General features: G+C 46.8%; 17 protein-coding genes. 8 read left to right on the forward strand and 9 right to left on the reverse strand.

What is annotated here, in order from left to right; translation table 11 throughout:
* Positions 1-305: 305 nt before the first annotated feature.
* Positions 306-905 (reverse strand): cytochrome b/b6 domain-containing protein, encoded by a 600-nt coding sequence (locus Q5691_RS11585; protein WP_333208763.1) that lies wholly within the window; start codon positions 903-905, stop codon positions 306-308.
* Positions 906-1102: 197 nt separating this feature from the next.
* Here Q5691_RS11585 and Q5691_RS11590 point away from each other — a divergent pair, with 197 nt between their 5' ends.
* Positions 1103-1684 carry a manganese efflux pump MntP family protein gene (locus Q5691_RS11590; RefSeq protein WP_333208762.1) on the forward strand — a complete coding sequence of 194 codons (582 nt, stop codon included), beginning with the start codon at positions 1103-1105 and terminating at the stop codon, positions 1682-1684.
* Between the two features lie 128 nt (positions 1685-1812).
* Positions 1813-2367, forward strand: coding sequence for a glutathione S-transferase family protein (locus Q5691_RS11595; protein WP_333208760.1), 555 nt, complete (start codon positions 1813-1815; stop codon positions 2365-2367).
* Between the two features lie 84 nt (positions 2368-2451).
* Here the strand turns inward: Q5691_RS11595 and Q5691_RS11600 are convergent, their stop codons facing one another.
* From Q5691_RS11600 to Q5691_RS11610, 3 genes are all read right to left on the reverse strand, one after another.
* Positions 2452-2589 (reverse strand): photosystem II reaction center protein K, encoded by a 138-nt coding sequence (locus Q5691_RS11600; RefSeq protein WP_006634808.1) that lies wholly within the window; start codon positions 2587-2589, stop codon positions 2452-2454.
* A gap of 60 nt (positions 2590-2649) precedes the next feature.
* Positions 2650-3780: a tRNA guanosine(34) transglycosylase Tgt gene (gene tgt, locus Q5691_RS11605; protein WP_333208758.1), complete on the reverse strand. Its 1131-nt coding sequence runs from the start codon at positions 3778-3780 to the stop codon at positions 2650-2652.
* 228 nt (positions 3781-4008) lie between these two features.
* Positions 4009-4458: a hypothetical protein gene (locus tag Q5691_RS11610; protein WP_333085519.1), complete on the reverse strand. Its 450-nt coding sequence runs from the start codon at positions 4456-4458 to the stop codon at positions 4009-4011.
* Positions 4459-4717: 259 nt separating this feature from the next.
* On the opposite strand from Q5691_RS11610, the gene cobS reads away from it, so the two are divergent.
* Positions 4718-5515, forward strand: a complete 798-nt coding sequence (gene cobS / locus Q5691_RS11615) for an adenosylcobinamide-GDP ribazoletransferase (protein ID WP_190732248.1) — start codon at positions 4718-4720, stop codon at positions 5513-5515.
* A 169-nt stretch (positions 5516-5684) separates the two neighbouring features.
* A complete protein-coding gene (locus tag Q5691_RS11620; RefSeq protein ID WP_333208757.1) occupies positions 5685-5984 on the forward strand; it encodes a hypothetical protein in 300 nt (99 codons plus the stop codon).
* 338 nt (positions 5985-6322) lie between these two features.
* On the opposite strand, the gene Q5691_RS11625 is transcribed toward Q5691_RS11620, so the two are convergent.
* Positions 6323-8074 carry a hypothetical protein gene (locus tag Q5691_RS11625; RefSeq protein WP_333208755.1) on the reverse strand — a complete coding sequence of 584 codons (1752 nt, stop codon included), beginning with the start codon at positions 8072-8074 and terminating at the stop codon, positions 6323-6325.
* A 374-nt stretch (positions 8075-8448) separates the two neighbouring features.
* On the opposite strand from Q5691_RS11625, the gene Q5691_RS11630 reads away from it, so the two are divergent.
* Both Q5691_RS11630 and Q5691_RS11635 read left to right on the forward strand, forming a co-directional pair.
* Positions 8449-8679 carry a hypothetical protein gene (locus Q5691_RS11630; RefSeq protein WP_242723336.1) on the forward strand — a complete coding sequence of 77 codons (231 nt, stop codon included), beginning with the start codon at positions 8449-8451 and terminating at the stop codon, positions 8677-8679.
* A gap of 50 nt (positions 8680-8729) precedes the next feature.
* Positions 8730-8942 (forward strand): hypothetical protein, encoded by a 213-nt coding sequence (locus Q5691_RS11635; protein WP_333085419.1) that lies wholly within the window; start codon positions 8730-8732, stop codon positions 8940-8942.
* Positions 8943-9504: 562 nt separating this feature from the next.
* On the opposite strand, the gene Q5691_RS11640 is transcribed toward Q5691_RS11635, so the two are convergent.
* The 4 genes from Q5691_RS11640 to Q5691_RS11655 form a co-directional block, all read right to left on the reverse strand.
* Positions 9505-9906, reverse strand: a complete 402-nt coding sequence (locus Q5691_RS11640; protein ID WP_333085418.1) for an MgtC/SapB family protein — start codon at positions 9904-9906, stop codon at positions 9505-9507.
* A 103-nt stretch (positions 9907-10009) separates the two neighbouring features.
* Positions 10010-10666, reverse strand: a complete 657-nt coding sequence (locus Q5691_RS11645; protein ID WP_333208753.1) for a hypothetical protein — start codon at positions 10664-10666, stop codon at positions 10010-10012.
* 388 nt (positions 10667-11054) lie between these two features.
* Positions 11055-12020 (reverse strand): BadF/BadG/BcrA/BcrD ATPase family protein, encoded by a 966-nt coding sequence (locus tag Q5691_RS11650; protein WP_333311115.1) that lies wholly within the window; start codon positions 12018-12020, stop codon positions 11055-11057.
* Positions 12021-12092: 72 nt separating this feature from the next.
* The gene (locus Q5691_RS11655; protein ID WP_333208750.1) at positions 12093-12449 is read right to left on the reverse strand and encodes a zinc ribbon domain-containing protein; all 357 of its coding nucleotides are present in this window, start codon (positions 12447-12449) and stop codon (positions 12093-12095) included.
* Between the two features lie 216 nt (positions 12450-12665).
* Between Q5691_RS11655 and Q5691_RS11660 the strand changes: the two genes are divergently transcribed.
* Both Q5691_RS11660 and Q5691_RS11665 read left to right on the forward strand, forming a co-directional pair.
* Positions 12666-12992, forward strand: a complete 327-nt coding sequence (locus tag Q5691_RS11660; protein ID WP_242723321.1) for a phasin family protein — start codon at positions 12666-12668, stop codon at positions 12990-12992.
* 280 nt (positions 12993-13272) lie between these two features.
* Positions 13273-13860 (forward strand): FKBP-type peptidyl-prolyl cis-trans isomerase, encoded by a 588-nt coding sequence (locus Q5691_RS11665; RefSeq protein WP_333311117.1) that lies wholly within the window; start codon positions 13273-13275, stop codon positions 13858-13860.
* The last annotated feature ends 88 nt before the right edge of the window (positions 13861-13948 follow it).

Below are 13948 nucleotides of genomic sequence, written 5' to 3' on the forward strand. Positions count from 1 at the left end.
CTCGAATGCAGGAACCTCGTTCTGTCTTGAAAGCTAAACGGAGGGTGTGATTAAGCCTTTTTCAGTGCCATTGGACTGAAGTCCTCACTACAAACCTGATTATCATTTTTTAACCAAACTTGATATGATAGGATTAGGGAAATAATAAAGGTGCAACCACCGCAAACAACAAACCTCCCATTACCAAGACTTCCACAACAATTAATAAAATATTTTTGTTCATTTTCACTTTAAGCATTTTCACTTTAAGCATTTTCACTTTAAGCATTTTCACTTTAAGCATTTTCACTTTAAGCACTTTCACATTAAGAGCGATCGACCAAAGAGCGAATTTTCTTCCACCAAGCCGCCGGCGAATCTTCCGGGCGATATGCGGCATCAAACATCGACAAAATTAGCGGCAAACCCCCCACCTTCGCACTCATCAACAAGTGCATTGCCAGACAAAACACCAATACCATCCAACCAGAAGCGTGTAAATAATACCAAACCTGCGTCAATTCCCCAGCCGGCAGCCATTCTTCCTTAACCATACTGCCAGAAGCGATCGCCCAAGTCAGTGCCAGCAACATCAACGTATTCACAATCCGGTGCAAACTGTACCACCAAATCGGTTTTCCCAACTGCGTTAGTTTGCCAAAAGAATCCGGCTGCACCAAGCGTTTTTGACCTGCGTGGAAACTGTACAATGCAAAAGCTGGCATTATTCCTAACAGCAACATCTTGCCAAAAGTGCCGTGAATCCCGATAATATCTGCAATCTGAGGCACGGGGACTTTGCCAAGCCGCCCATCGTAGGTGTTGTAAACCAGAAATGCGCTCAAAATTGCTAAAAGGGCGATCGCAGCGTTAACCCCATGCAGTAATCTGAGCAGCAATGGCTGGTAGGGTCTAGATGGCGGCATAGTCAATTCTGCTACTTGATAAATAATCTTTTAGAGAATACAGCTAACCGCTGATTTTTTCAACCCTCGCCAATTGTGAAATAAATGTGAGTCAAAAATGAATAGATTATGATAAAAACGCAATTATATTAAAATTTAGTGTAAACTAAAACAGTCAAGAGGAATACTTTATTTATAACACCTAACATTTTACAAAAATGGATGCAGCGACTACCGTTTTACTTTCATTAGGACTAGCAGCCGATGCTTTTGCTGTTGCTGTTTCGAGCGGTTTAGCAATCAAACATATGAAGGTCAATAAAGCTTTAAAAATCGCCTTATTTTTCGGAGGTTTTCAAGCTTTAATGCCCGTAATAGGATGGCTCATCGGTCTTAGTTTTAGTTTTTTGATAACACCGATCGACCATTGGATAGCTTTTGGGCTTTTGAGTTTCATTGGCGGAAGAATGATTTATGAATCGCTGCAAAGCGAAGAATGCGAGAAAAAGTTCAATCCCTTAGATACGGGAACTTTGATAACGCTGTCGGTGGCGACGAGTATTGATGCTCTCGCAGTTGGCCTCGGATTTGCTGTTCTGAAAGATTCTATTGCTCCTGCGGTTACTGCGATCGGATTTATTACTTTCTTTTTAGCCTTTGCAGGGGTGTTTATCGGACACAAGTGCGGCAACTTGTTTGCTAATAAAATTGAGATATTGGGTGGAGCAATTTTGATTTTCATTGGCAGCAGAATCTTGTTTATGCACTTGACAGAAGTGCCATTAGTTATCGGCAATTAGTCAGTAGTCATTAGTCAGTAGTTATTAGTGGAACAGTGACATCAAAGTCTCTGGTGGTTGCAATTACCAATTACCAATTCCCAAAAAATGCTATAACAGCAATATTGCGTTAAAGGATAAAAAATTTCGTGCTGAAACTTTACGGCGGAGCCCGCAGCCGGGCCTCAATTGTCAAGTGGTATCTAGAAGAAATAGGAGTTCCCTACGAATTCGTCACCCTAGATATGCAAGCAGGGGCACACTTGCAGCCAGAGTATCTCGAAATTAACCCGATCGGCAAAGTACCCGCGATCGCCGACGGAGATTTTAAACTTTGGGAATCCGGCGCAATTCTGCTGTATTTAGCTCAAAAATATGGTAAAATGCCAGACACTTTGGAGCAGCAAGCTCAAATCGTGCAGTGGGTCACGTTTGCTAACGCCACCCTGGGGCCGGGAATATTTACAGAAGCAACTCGCGATCGCGAAACTCCCAAGTTGTTAAAACCGTTAAATGAAATTTTCGAGAAACAGCCGTTTTTAATGGGTGATGAATTCGGCGTCGCCGACGCAGCAGTCGGGTCAATTTTAGCCTACATTCCAATGATGCTAAAACTAGACCTCAGTGCTTATCCGGCTGTTGTAGATTACATCAAGCGGATCTCAGAAAGACCGGCATTCAAAAGTGCGATCGGCGGTAGCTGAAACCAGAAAGAAGAACGAAACAAAACTTAATACCTAAAAGCAGGGGCAATTTGTGAATTGCCCCTGCTTTTGATGAAATCAAACTTATCTAAATCCGACAGCCGCCTGCCAAACAAAAGCCAGCAGCAAGAAAAATACGGGAATGACCGGCAAAACATTAACCAAAGGCTCAAAAATCGAATAAGCTTCGGGCAGTTTTGCTAAGAGTAATGCAGCTTCCATGAATCAACCTACCTATCCAACAGAATTTTCATAATTGTCGCATATCTTTACCCACGGCAATCATGATTGATCGACTCTCGGTGCAAGCCAGTAGGCAAACTCTTCAGTAAATCTATCCGCCAAAATCGCCTCCCGCATCCTCCCCGTAAAGCGAATCAACTCCGTCACATTGTGAAGCGCCAGCAAAGTATACCCCAGCACTTCATTAGCCCGCGCCAAATGGGCCAAATAAGCCCGACTGAATTTTTGGCAGGTATAACAAGGGCAAGACTCATCCAGCGGAGCAAAATCCTCCCGGAACCGAGCATTTTTCAAATTCCAGCGTTCCCCACGAACAAAAGCCGTTCCGTGGCGGGCCAGCCGAGTCGGAATCACGCAGTCAAACATATCTACGCCACTCGCCACCGCCAACGCCATTTCCCGATAAGTCCCAATCCCCATCAAATAACGCGGTTTATTTGCCGGCAACAGAGGCGCAGTCACCTTCACAATCTCTGCGATCAAATCCCCCGATTCCCCCACACTAACGCCGCCGATGGCGTAGCCTGGTAAATCCAAATCTACCAACTGGTTCGCCGCGCGCGATCGCAAATCGGGGAAAACGCCCCCCTGGACGATCCCAAACAAAGCTTGATCCGGGCGCGAGTGAGCTTGCATGCAGCGTTGCAGCCAGCGGTAAGTGCGATTTGTCGCCGCCTCCACCTCCTCCCGCGTAGCGGGGTAAGGGGGACACTCGTCAAAGGCCATAATCACATCAGCGCCCAACTCATTCTGAATTTCGATCGATCGTTCCGGTGTCAAATTAATCATGCGGCCATCGCGGGGAGAGCGAAAAGTCACCCCATTCTCAGAAATAGTCCGCATTTGGCTCAAGCTAAACACCTGAAAGCCACCCGAATCCGTCAGCATCGGGCCCGGCCAAGCCATAAATTTATGCAATCCGCCGGCGCCTGCGACAATTGCTTCCCCCGGCTGCAAGTGCAAGTGATAAGTATTTGCCAAAACCATTTGAGAACCCGCCGCCTCAAGATGTGCCGGGGTCAAAGTTTTGACATTAGCTAGTGTCCCTACCGGCATAAATTTAGGCGTTTCCACAACACCGTGGGGAGTAGCAAAAACCCCTGCACGCGCTTGGGTATGGCTGCAATTAGCCTGGCATTTAAAAGAAAATTTCGCCTTGTCGTCAGTCATTAGTCCCCGATGCTCGTTAACCGCTACTCGGCCGTCCGTGTTATTTAATCTATTGTTGATGACATCGCGACAAAAAAAACCATGACCCCGCCCAAAAACGGAGACAAGTTTCCGACAATCGTCGTGGAGGGCAAAAAATTTTAGACCTTAGTTCTAACTCCCAGATTCACGGCGCTGCAAGTAAATCTAAAATCTAAAATCTAAAATCTAAAATCGACTGACTGACGATTAAAACGGGGAATCATCGTCGTCCAATTGTAGATCCCAGTTGCCTGAGAGTACCTGATCGACCACCGCATCCAATGCCGCAGCATTTAAATTCCGGGCGAATTGCTCTTGCAAAGGATTGGAGAGGGGAATTAACCGCAACTGCCGTCCATCTTGAATCAGGTCAAAATAAGCACCATCTTCAGGCGACTGTTTCAGTTCCAGGTAATCAAAACTATACACGTTCAAATAAAGCGCATGGTTGGCAATCAGGGTAGAACGGTGGGGGTTGGCGAAGACTTCGAGCACATAACCTTCCCCTTCGCTATAAATCTGGCCATCTTGTATGTGAAGGTAGCGGACACGTCCTAAATCAAACAGCAATCTTTTGATATCGCGTTTGTTGACGACAATCCCTGTATCGATGATGCAAGGAGCAACTACCCTGTTATTCAATTGATCGTGACTCATGGAGTAAAAGCCTCTGTTGTAGTATTTTCCCGTCTTGAACATCAGGGAGTTAGCTAGAATTCTTGGGAAGGGAAACGCGGATCTTGAGTTTAGTCATTTTAGATAGGGAGCTTGGGGATCGCTGCCGACAGAGGTTTTCCGGGGAAAAGAGCCGGCGACAGGAGGAATGCTCGATCCAAAAAACTAGGGTGTTACAGTCCAATTCTGGCACACGCTAATCGATTGACAACTGCATACCAGATGAAAAATTTTCTATCTTATGGTGCATGATAAATGGGTTCGCTCTACGATCGACTTTTTCCGGAATCAAGGCGCTGCCATCGCAGCCGCAGTCGCTTTTTATACTTGTTTGCCGGTACCGGTGTCTTGGACTTTGGAGTTTCGGGGCATTGCCCGCTTGGCACCGGCGATCGGGCTTTTGATTGGGGGGATGCTGGGACTGGGGGATGTTGGGTTGCAGTTGTTGGGAATGCCTGCTCTGACTCGATCGGCCTTGGTGGTAGTCTTGGGCATCGCCGTGACTGGCGGGCTGCACCTAGACGGGGCAATGGACGCGGCGGACGGGCTGGCTGTACCAGACCCGGTACGCAGGCTGGAAGTCATGCGGGACAGCGTTACAGGAGCCTTTGGGGCGATGGCTGCGATCGCGATCGTGCTGCTGAAAACTGCCGCTCTGTCGGACTTGAATAACTATCGGTGGCTGGCTTTGATGGGTGTGGCGGGTTGGGGGAGATGGGCCCAACTGGTGGCGATCGCCCGCTATCCCTATCTCCGGGCAGAGGGTAAGGGAGCTTTTCACAAGGAATCGATTTATTCTCCTTTTGATTTTATCCCCGGAGTGCTGTTGCTGCTGAGTTTGAGCGTGGTGCAAGTTGTCTTGGAGGGCGATCGGTGGCTGTTGGCGGTGGGGATGGCTTTGGGGGGAAGTGCGATCGGAATTTTTGCCGGAGCCTGGTTTAACCACCGTTTGGGCGGCCACACGGGCGATACTTACGGTGCTGTAGTCGAGTGGACGGAGGCTTTATTGCTGTGTCTTTTGGCGGCTTTGGAAGGGTAAGTTATGCCATGTTGCCATTGTTTGAGTGAAAACTCTAGTCCTCAATTTAGCAAATAACGACGGTTCTAGCAGGTGGAAATCCGCACTCAATAGCAATGGTTTTCATCCTGTCTGCCTTCAAATGCCACCCTAGATTAGATACAGCAAACCTCAAACTATAAAGAAAGCTATGGGATACTTTATTGCTGCGATCGTCCTCGGAATGTTAATTGGGGCTGGCTTCGAGATTGTCCAAACAATCCGCAATTGGGAAACGAATCCCGAAGAAACTACCAGCAAAATTCAAGCTGAAATGGTCAAAGAAACATATCGCGGTCAATTTGGTGCCGATGCGGTGGAGGGAGGGAGTCAGGCTGTCGGAAACGCACTCCATGCCGGCCACTGCGCCGCCGAAGCTGCAGCTTGCGAATCTGCTCCAAGTGCGATCGGTCATGTGGTAGAAGGCTTGTTGCACGTGCTACACCATTAATATCGTGTCTGCTAGCGTAAGTTGTGCAAGTGTTTTTGATGCTGTAGGGGCTGGTTTTACCAATAATCTTTGACGCACACAAACAATCTCATAAACCCGCCCCCCACAACTAATAACCTATATCAACCTTGACTTTTATCGAAGGGAAAAAATGTACATTGACGTTTACCGTTGAGAGAGGGGGCGGGTTTATGGGATTATTAGTTTTTGGCGTAGATGCTTGGTAAAACCAGCCCCTATTATCCCGCAAATTATCAAAAACCAACCAATCAAACCTAATATAACAACACAAAATGAATGGAAAATGCCACTGCTAATTTTCCATTCATTCTCTATTCTTACGCTTTCGGCTCAACCCAAACCGTCATCCCCTCAACCCTCAAACCTTTGCCGCGAGTGCCGCAATATTGACCGTTAGCAGTAACAGGAGTATCGCCCACATTCTGAATGTGAGCCGTATAAAATACGTCATACTTATCAGCTTGTGGCCCTGTCAGTCGCGCTGCAAATCCCTCAATGCGCTTGGCTTTGCCCCGGAATCCAGCTAACTCTCCTTCCGAGATCCAAGCAGTGTCGCCCACTCCTTCAACGTGAGCCATGTACTGCAAATTTAAACCGGCAACGGGAGGCTCTATTTTAATTTGAAATCCTTCGACGCGACGGCCTTGAGCTTTAGTACCCGCATATTCTCGATCGCTAAAAGTTCGATCGCCAATTCCTTGAATATGCGCCAACACTTTTAAACCCACAGGCGCCACTGTTTGGGAACTCGCAGACGGCGCGATCCAAACTTTGATACCCTCTATTCTCAAAGCTTTGCCGCGAGTACCGCAATATTCGCCATTGGAGGACACCGAGGTGTCGCCGATATTCTGAATGTGAGCGTTATAAAATACGTCGTACTTATCAGCTTGCGGCCCGCTCAATCGCACTGCAAATCCTTCAATGCGTTTCGCTTGACCCCGAAAACCTGCCAATTCTCCCTGACTAAGCCAAGGAGTGTCGCCAACACCTTCGACGTGAGCCATGTACTCGACATTTAAGCCGGGAATTAGCGGGTCGATCTTAATCGCAAATCCTTCGACACGCCGCCCTTGAGCTTTTGTACCCGCGTATTCTTGAGCGCCGAAAGTTCGATCGCCAATTCCCTGAATGTGCACCAAAACTTTGATTCCCAAACCGCCCTCTACTGCCACCGGTTGTTGAAGGTTCCGGGGTGCGCCAAAAACAATGTTTCCGGAACCGGTTGTCTGAAGAGACTTAGGTACTTCCACGCTGGGAACAATAATTACCTCGTGCATGGGGGCAGAAGGTGGGGGGGATTCCAAAATCTGGATCTGTGGCGCAACTGTAACTTGTTTCGGTGCCACATTTCCTGACGGGATGACAATCACTTCTGGCAAAGGTTCGGCGCTGATTTTTTGTTCTGGCGCTGGTTTAAATGCGGGTTCGACTTGTGCAGGTGCTGCTTTTACCATCTCAGCAATGGTTAATTTGCCTCTGGAAATGGCTACGGCTATTTGTTTGCCAAAAGCGGCGCTGACTGTTTCTTCGAGAATGACCCACTGTTCGTCATCTAATTTGTCTTGCTGTTCCACCAGGGCCAGCACTGCTGAAACTGGGTGTTTGCCACTGACTAAGGATTCTGCGTCAGAATGCAGTTGAGTTGGGGTTGATTCGGAAATCGCGCGTTGCAGTTCGCGGGCTTTGGCATGAACTGATTGTAACGGCGCGAAGTCGCTTTGTTCGCGGTGGGCGATCGCCAATACTCGATCGATCACTTTCAATGCTGCATCGCGAATTTCTGCTTTACCTTCGGAAGCTGCTGCAGTCTCGACTAAGTTTTGAATGTCTTTGAGGGAAGCAATTTCCCCCGGCGCGATCGCGGATTTGTTGAGTTCGAGAGCTCGTTTTTGGACTGCGGCAAAGTTGCGGCTGTAGGCGGCTACTTCTTGCAGCAAGCTGTCAGAAGGAGGAAGACCGGAGTCTTGCAGTTGTTTTGCTGCTTGGGATAGGCGATCGGCCAAATTAGCATAAGTTTCCGATAGTCGGGCTATTTGTTGTAGCAAATCTTTATGTGGTGCTTCCATATGTCTTGCAGTAAATATTTAACTTGCTGATTATAGACGTTGAGCGTCTTCTGAAGGTAGAAGGCAGTAGTCATCAGTCATTAGTCCCTGGGAAAAATAAAAATGCTCCTCCTCTCCGACTCCTCCACTCGGACACTCTCCGACTCCCCCACCCAGACACCCGGACACTCTCCGACTCCCCACTCTCCGACTCATCCTCTGGCATCCCCCGCGTGATCGCCGTCACAACCGTGCAAATACTTAGTCACACTCTGCGACTCCGGCTGTCACGAGTGGCCCGTAACAATGTCACACCTATCGAGCAATAGCCGTCACTGCTGATTCTGTGAAAACAGTTGATACTTAGGCTTGAACCAATAAAATCCCGAAGTGTTATGGTACTAATTCGCGACCTCGCCCAGCAAGCTCTGGCTCTAGGCTATCTAACCCTTGAAGCCGAAAATCAACTGCGGCGGATGTTAACTACCACCCAGTATGACTTGGAAGACTTAAATGCTTTTATGGCTTTGCAACTAGCAGCTATGTCCGGAGGAGTGAAACAAGAGTCTCGCGAGCTAAAAAAGTTTGAAATCTTTGGCGAGACGGCTTCCGAAACTTCTTGTTAGTAATTAGTTGGCTTTTGATTCGTTAAAATTTAGTAAGGGACATTTCTACCGTGCAGGTTCGTGAAGTTGTAAAACAAGCTATTGCCGCTGGATATCTGAGTTTGGAAGCGGAAAATGAAATGCAGAAGATTTTTTCCTCAGCCAAGTGTGATTTGGAAGATTTGAACGCTTTTATGAGCTTGCAATTAGCTGCGATGGCGGGTCGGGTGAGGCAAGAGTCTTTGGAATTAATAAAGATGCCAAATTTTGCGGATAGAAATTAATTTTTTATACAATTATCTGGCAAGATAAGTATTAATTTTTCTCCTCAATAAACGCGAAAAAGCTATAATTATTTGGATGAGTTCTCTACTAATTAAATAAAAAAATATTGGTATTTTGGTTCAATGGGTGTTGAGCAAATTAAATAAAATTGAAATAAATATTTAAATGAATATTTAAGTGGAGAGTCAGGACTTGACTCGTCAAAGGTCAGGCTTGGATGACTAGACCTGTCAAGGTGTAGTCAAAGTGTTTGCTTCGTAACAGTTGAGCATTCTGCTTGAAAAGTTATGTAAGCTGTTGCGGCATTTAAATTATGTGTCAAAAAACAATCAAACTCTTGTGGGTGGGCTTCTAGCCCGCCCCGAATATATAATTTAAATGCACGACAGCTTATGATCAATGATTAACTGGAGTTAGCATGAAACAGCTAATATTATTTCCCCTCCATCGACCGCCATAAAATTAGTTAGTAGTGAGGACTTTATAAAGCTCGCTCGTGCTTCCGCCGTTACTACAAAAGTAATAAGGGTTATAATACCCGCTTTTATATCATCACTGAGACTATTTCCTACGACTCCGACGCTCTAACTCTTTAATTACTCTCAGAACAAACAACGACATTAAAGCGCCAATTAATGCTAGTTGCCACAACCCGCATCCGGCAGCAGTTCCTAAAGCTGCTGACACCCAAATAGCGGCGGCAGAGGTGAGTCCGTGAACTTCAACTTTACCTCTTTCCTGGTGATTTTGCCGCAGGATTTCTCCGCCTCCCAAAAACCCAATCCCGGCAGCAATGCCTTGAATTACCCGCGCTACAGCATCTCCTCCGTTTTCATTTTTCCCCATTGCTAGCGGCATTAAAACAAACAGTGCACAACCCATGCTAACTAGCATATGAGTTCTCAATCCCGCTGGTTTGTTTCTGAGTTGGCGCTCCCATCCAATAATTCCGCCAACAAACATGGCTAGGCACAACCTTAACAGTATGCCTAGCCAATGATCGGGAGACCACAAGTTAGCGATCGACAATGTTTTACTGCAAATAATTAATCCGAAGATTCCAATATTAGCGGAGTACGATGTCCGATCGCAATCTCACTGCCAAATCTTGTTCCGGGCGAATCACGAGCACGTCAACGCTGCGCCGCCCCAACAATACTCCAGCTAAAGCGCCGATCCCAACGCCTCCCAATACTTCTTCAGTCGCGATCGCTTTGTCGCCGGTAATGCCTGCGAGTGCGGCTGCGGCTGCTGCACCCAAGGCTGCACCTTGGGCTACTGAACCTGTGCCAGCACCTTTCTGGACTCTTTCGGTTCTGGTAATAATTCCTGAATTTCCGTCAATCCGATAGCGTTGGCGGCGGCTGATAATTAACTCTCTGGCAACAAATTGAGTACCCATTTGATTGCCTCTTCTGACAGGTTGCAGTGCCCCGACTATCTGGCTGCCTCTGGGAATTAATACTCTGCCTTGAGGTGTGCGGATGTCTTGCGCTACTGTTAAAGTTAAAGGTGCAGTTTCTTCGCGGGTGACAACTATTTTGTCTTTTTCATAGCTAACTGGAATTACACTGCCCGACGGAATTCGGATGCTATCAAATTGGGAAATTCTTTGTTGGGCTTCTGCGGGAGTAGCTACCACCAGTGGCGCGCTGGTTCCAACTGTAATGCCCAGTGCGAGGACTGCTGCTGTTGCTGAACGCCATTTTTGAGAAGTAATCATATAAATTGTCTCCTTGCTTCGGTTTTTGTTTACTTAGGAACGCACTACTGCTAAATTTGTTTCTTGTTTCGCATTCATCTGATATTTTGATTATGGCAGGCTGGAATTCTACCAGTTGGGAAGATAAGGTTGATAATCCAGAAGTTGAAAATTGGGAAAAATCGAGAAAATCCGCAAGACAGGGGCGATCGGGAAGATAAGGAAGATAGTCAACAGTCAATCGATTTTAGATTTTAGATTTTAGATTAAAGAATTGAAGCATTGACCCCACCAATAAATTCGGGGGGCAAGTTTCATCGGATACAGGTTTTTTATTTCTGGACGGATGAATCACGTGGCGGGTATCCTGGATGCTTTCGGTCAACATTCAACAGTCAACAGTCAACAACTAATTGTTGAGAGCGTTTAAGGCTAATAATCCAGCACCGAAAGCTGGTTCGTATCGGGGCGAAATAACCTGAGCTTTTGGGGCGATCGCACTTATGGCTGCTTCAAACCGACCTCGGCAATTTGCCTCTCCACCCCACACACCTCCTACAATCACAATTTCAAATTCTTCTGTTTGGTTAAATAGCGCTGAAATGGCTATTTTGGTTGAATAGGTTAATTCTGCTACAGCATTATTGATAATGCAGTCAGCGACGCGATCGCCCTCTGCTGCGGCTCGATCGACAATCGGCGCTAAAGCTGCAATTTCTTTGACTCCCCAACCGCGCCCGTAAACAACTTCTACTAATTCTTCTAGGTTATTGAGGCCTAAATGCGTTTGAAGTTTTTCCGCAAGCGTGGTAAAATCTTGGCGTCCGTCATAGAACTTCAAAGCAGCTTGCAAACCCTGAAGGGCGATGTTATATCCGCTGCCTTCATCGCCTAAAATATATCCCCAACCGCCGACTCGTTTAGTTTTCCCTTGACGGTTTTGCCCGAAAACAATGGAACCAGTTCCTGAAATAACGGCGATACCCACTGGATGACCTGTACCGCCAGCAAGTGCGATCGCGCAGTCGCTGCAAATTACGATATTCCTGGGCAGGAACGATCGGGTTACTGGTAAAGTATTCGTCAACTGCAAGTTCTGCACTACAAATTGCACTATTTCACGATCTTTGGGACGCCCAACTCCTGCTAGTCCCAGACCAATTGCTTCTATGTTGAGATTGCTATTCGTCTCGATTTTAGCGGACAGAACTGCTCGTTCGATCGCCAATTGGATGGATAGTTTTGCTGTCTCAATTCCCAGGGTTTGATAATTTGACGGCCCTGCTTCACCCCGTCCTAAAACAAGGTGGTTGTCATCCATTAAAAGGCAGATAGTTTTAGTGCCGCCGCCGTCGATGCCGAATACGTAGCTCATGAATAATTTAGAGAATAATAGAGCAACCCAGATTAACAGAGATATCTCTATTCTACGCTTTGTACAATCCGATTAAATCGACAGAGCAATGCTAATAATAATTAAACCTAATAATGCTAACCAAACCAGATGGCGCTGAGACCAATTTTTGATGGATTGCATCCAGCCGGCGCTGATGTAACGGCTCGTCTGTGGTACAAGCGGCTCAGCTTGATTGTGATAAAGCGTGCATTCTTTGGCAAAGGGACGCTGCGGGTAGTTGCAAGTGTCGTCTGCGTGATAAATACAGGTAGTGCACAGAAATTCTTCGGGTTTTGATCTATAAAGAGGGATACCCGGATGACCGAAAGCTTTGAGGGGGATTTTGCAGTGTGGACAGGCGAGGGCTTGGGCGTCTACAGGTTGGTGACAGCGGGGGCAATCAGGCATAGACCGCAGGGTGATGGGGTAATGTGGTGGGTAGGCTCATTAGCGGGTTTTCCGAACGCCGAGAATGCGCGATCGGCTCGCCATCAGGCGGCTGGATGCTCCAAAATAGAAAGGTAGTTGTGCGCTGATGTAACTTTAAGTTTACAGATGGTTTCGCAGCGACAGCAGGCGACCTGAGCCGATCGGGTATGAAAGGGCAAACATTAGGAAAAATCTATGGATAACAATAGCAACTTACTCAAACAACTGGTAATGCTGGGCATTGGTACTACTTCCCTAGTGGCAGAGAAATTGCAGGAAGTCAGCGAGCAATGGGTCAAAGATGGCAAAATCAATCCTGAGCAAGCCAAAACCTTTGTCGATGACATGACCGAGCACCTGAAGTCTGAACAGGGCAATTGGGATACGCAGTTGCAGCGGCAACTACGGAATATGCTGCAAGATATGGGAGTTCCCCGACAGTCCGAAATGGATGAGTTGCGGGGAAGGCTCGATCGTTTGGAACGTCAGATGCGGGATTTAGAAAACCGTAACTGGCGCTGAGTTCGATCCTCTTCTGCAAGCTTCGCTAACGCCCGCGAGAAGTTCGCTGCTCTCTTGTGATAAGATTGTCACCCGAAGGCAGAATGCTAAAAAAAGGCACTTATGTAGAAGCCATTTATGTAGAATAACAAACATTTTGACTTCATACTTTGGCCTGGAAAATTATCTGGCACCTGCCGTTCTTTGGTGGAAAAGTTCAGATAAAATTTGGTAGTTCTTGTTGTACTAGATGTCTTAGATATCTGAGATATCGCGGTTAAAAGTATTAGGAGGATTAATTTTGCGAGGAGTTCTAGTCAGCTTGGGAGTAATGCTGGTTTGCTTTTTGTTTTTGATAGTCGCTCAAATGGGCGGTTCTGGATCCCAAGCAGTTGCAGCCGAATTGAACAATCTTTTACCCGAGACTGCTATTGAGAAGTTGTCAGCGCAGTCTTTGAATGAAAATAGCTTGCTAGTAGCTGATGCTACTTTACCAGAGGTACCAGCTACTATCGCTGGCAATGACATGACTGATAATACTGAGAAAACTGTCACCACAGATTCCGGTCTGAAATATGTTGAATTGAAAGAGGGTAATGGGGCGACTCCAAAAACCGGGCAGAAGGTGGTTGTGCACTACACTGGAACTTTGGAGGATGGCACGAAGTTTGACAGTTCGCGCGATCGCAATTCTCCTTTTGAGTTCCAAATTGGCGTGGGTCAAGTAATTAAGGGTTGGGATGAAGGTGTCGGTACGATGAAAGTTGGAGACCGCCGCAAGTTGATTATTCCCCCTGAACTCGGTTACGGTGCTCGCGGTGCGGGCGGGGTGATTCCTCCTAATGCTACGCTGATTTTTGATGTGGAATTGTTGAGAATCGCTGGCTAGGTAGCTCAATCTAATTCAACGTAAAACTTTTACGGTGTTTAGAAACCCGGTTTCTTAAAAGAAACCGGGTTTCTGTGTATGTTCTGGT

This window comes from Microcoleus sp. w1-18aA5 (genome assembly GCF_036701705.1).
Taxonomy (GTDB): Bacteria; Cyanobacteriota; Cyanobacteriia; order Cyanobacteriales; family Microcoleaceae; genus Microcoleus.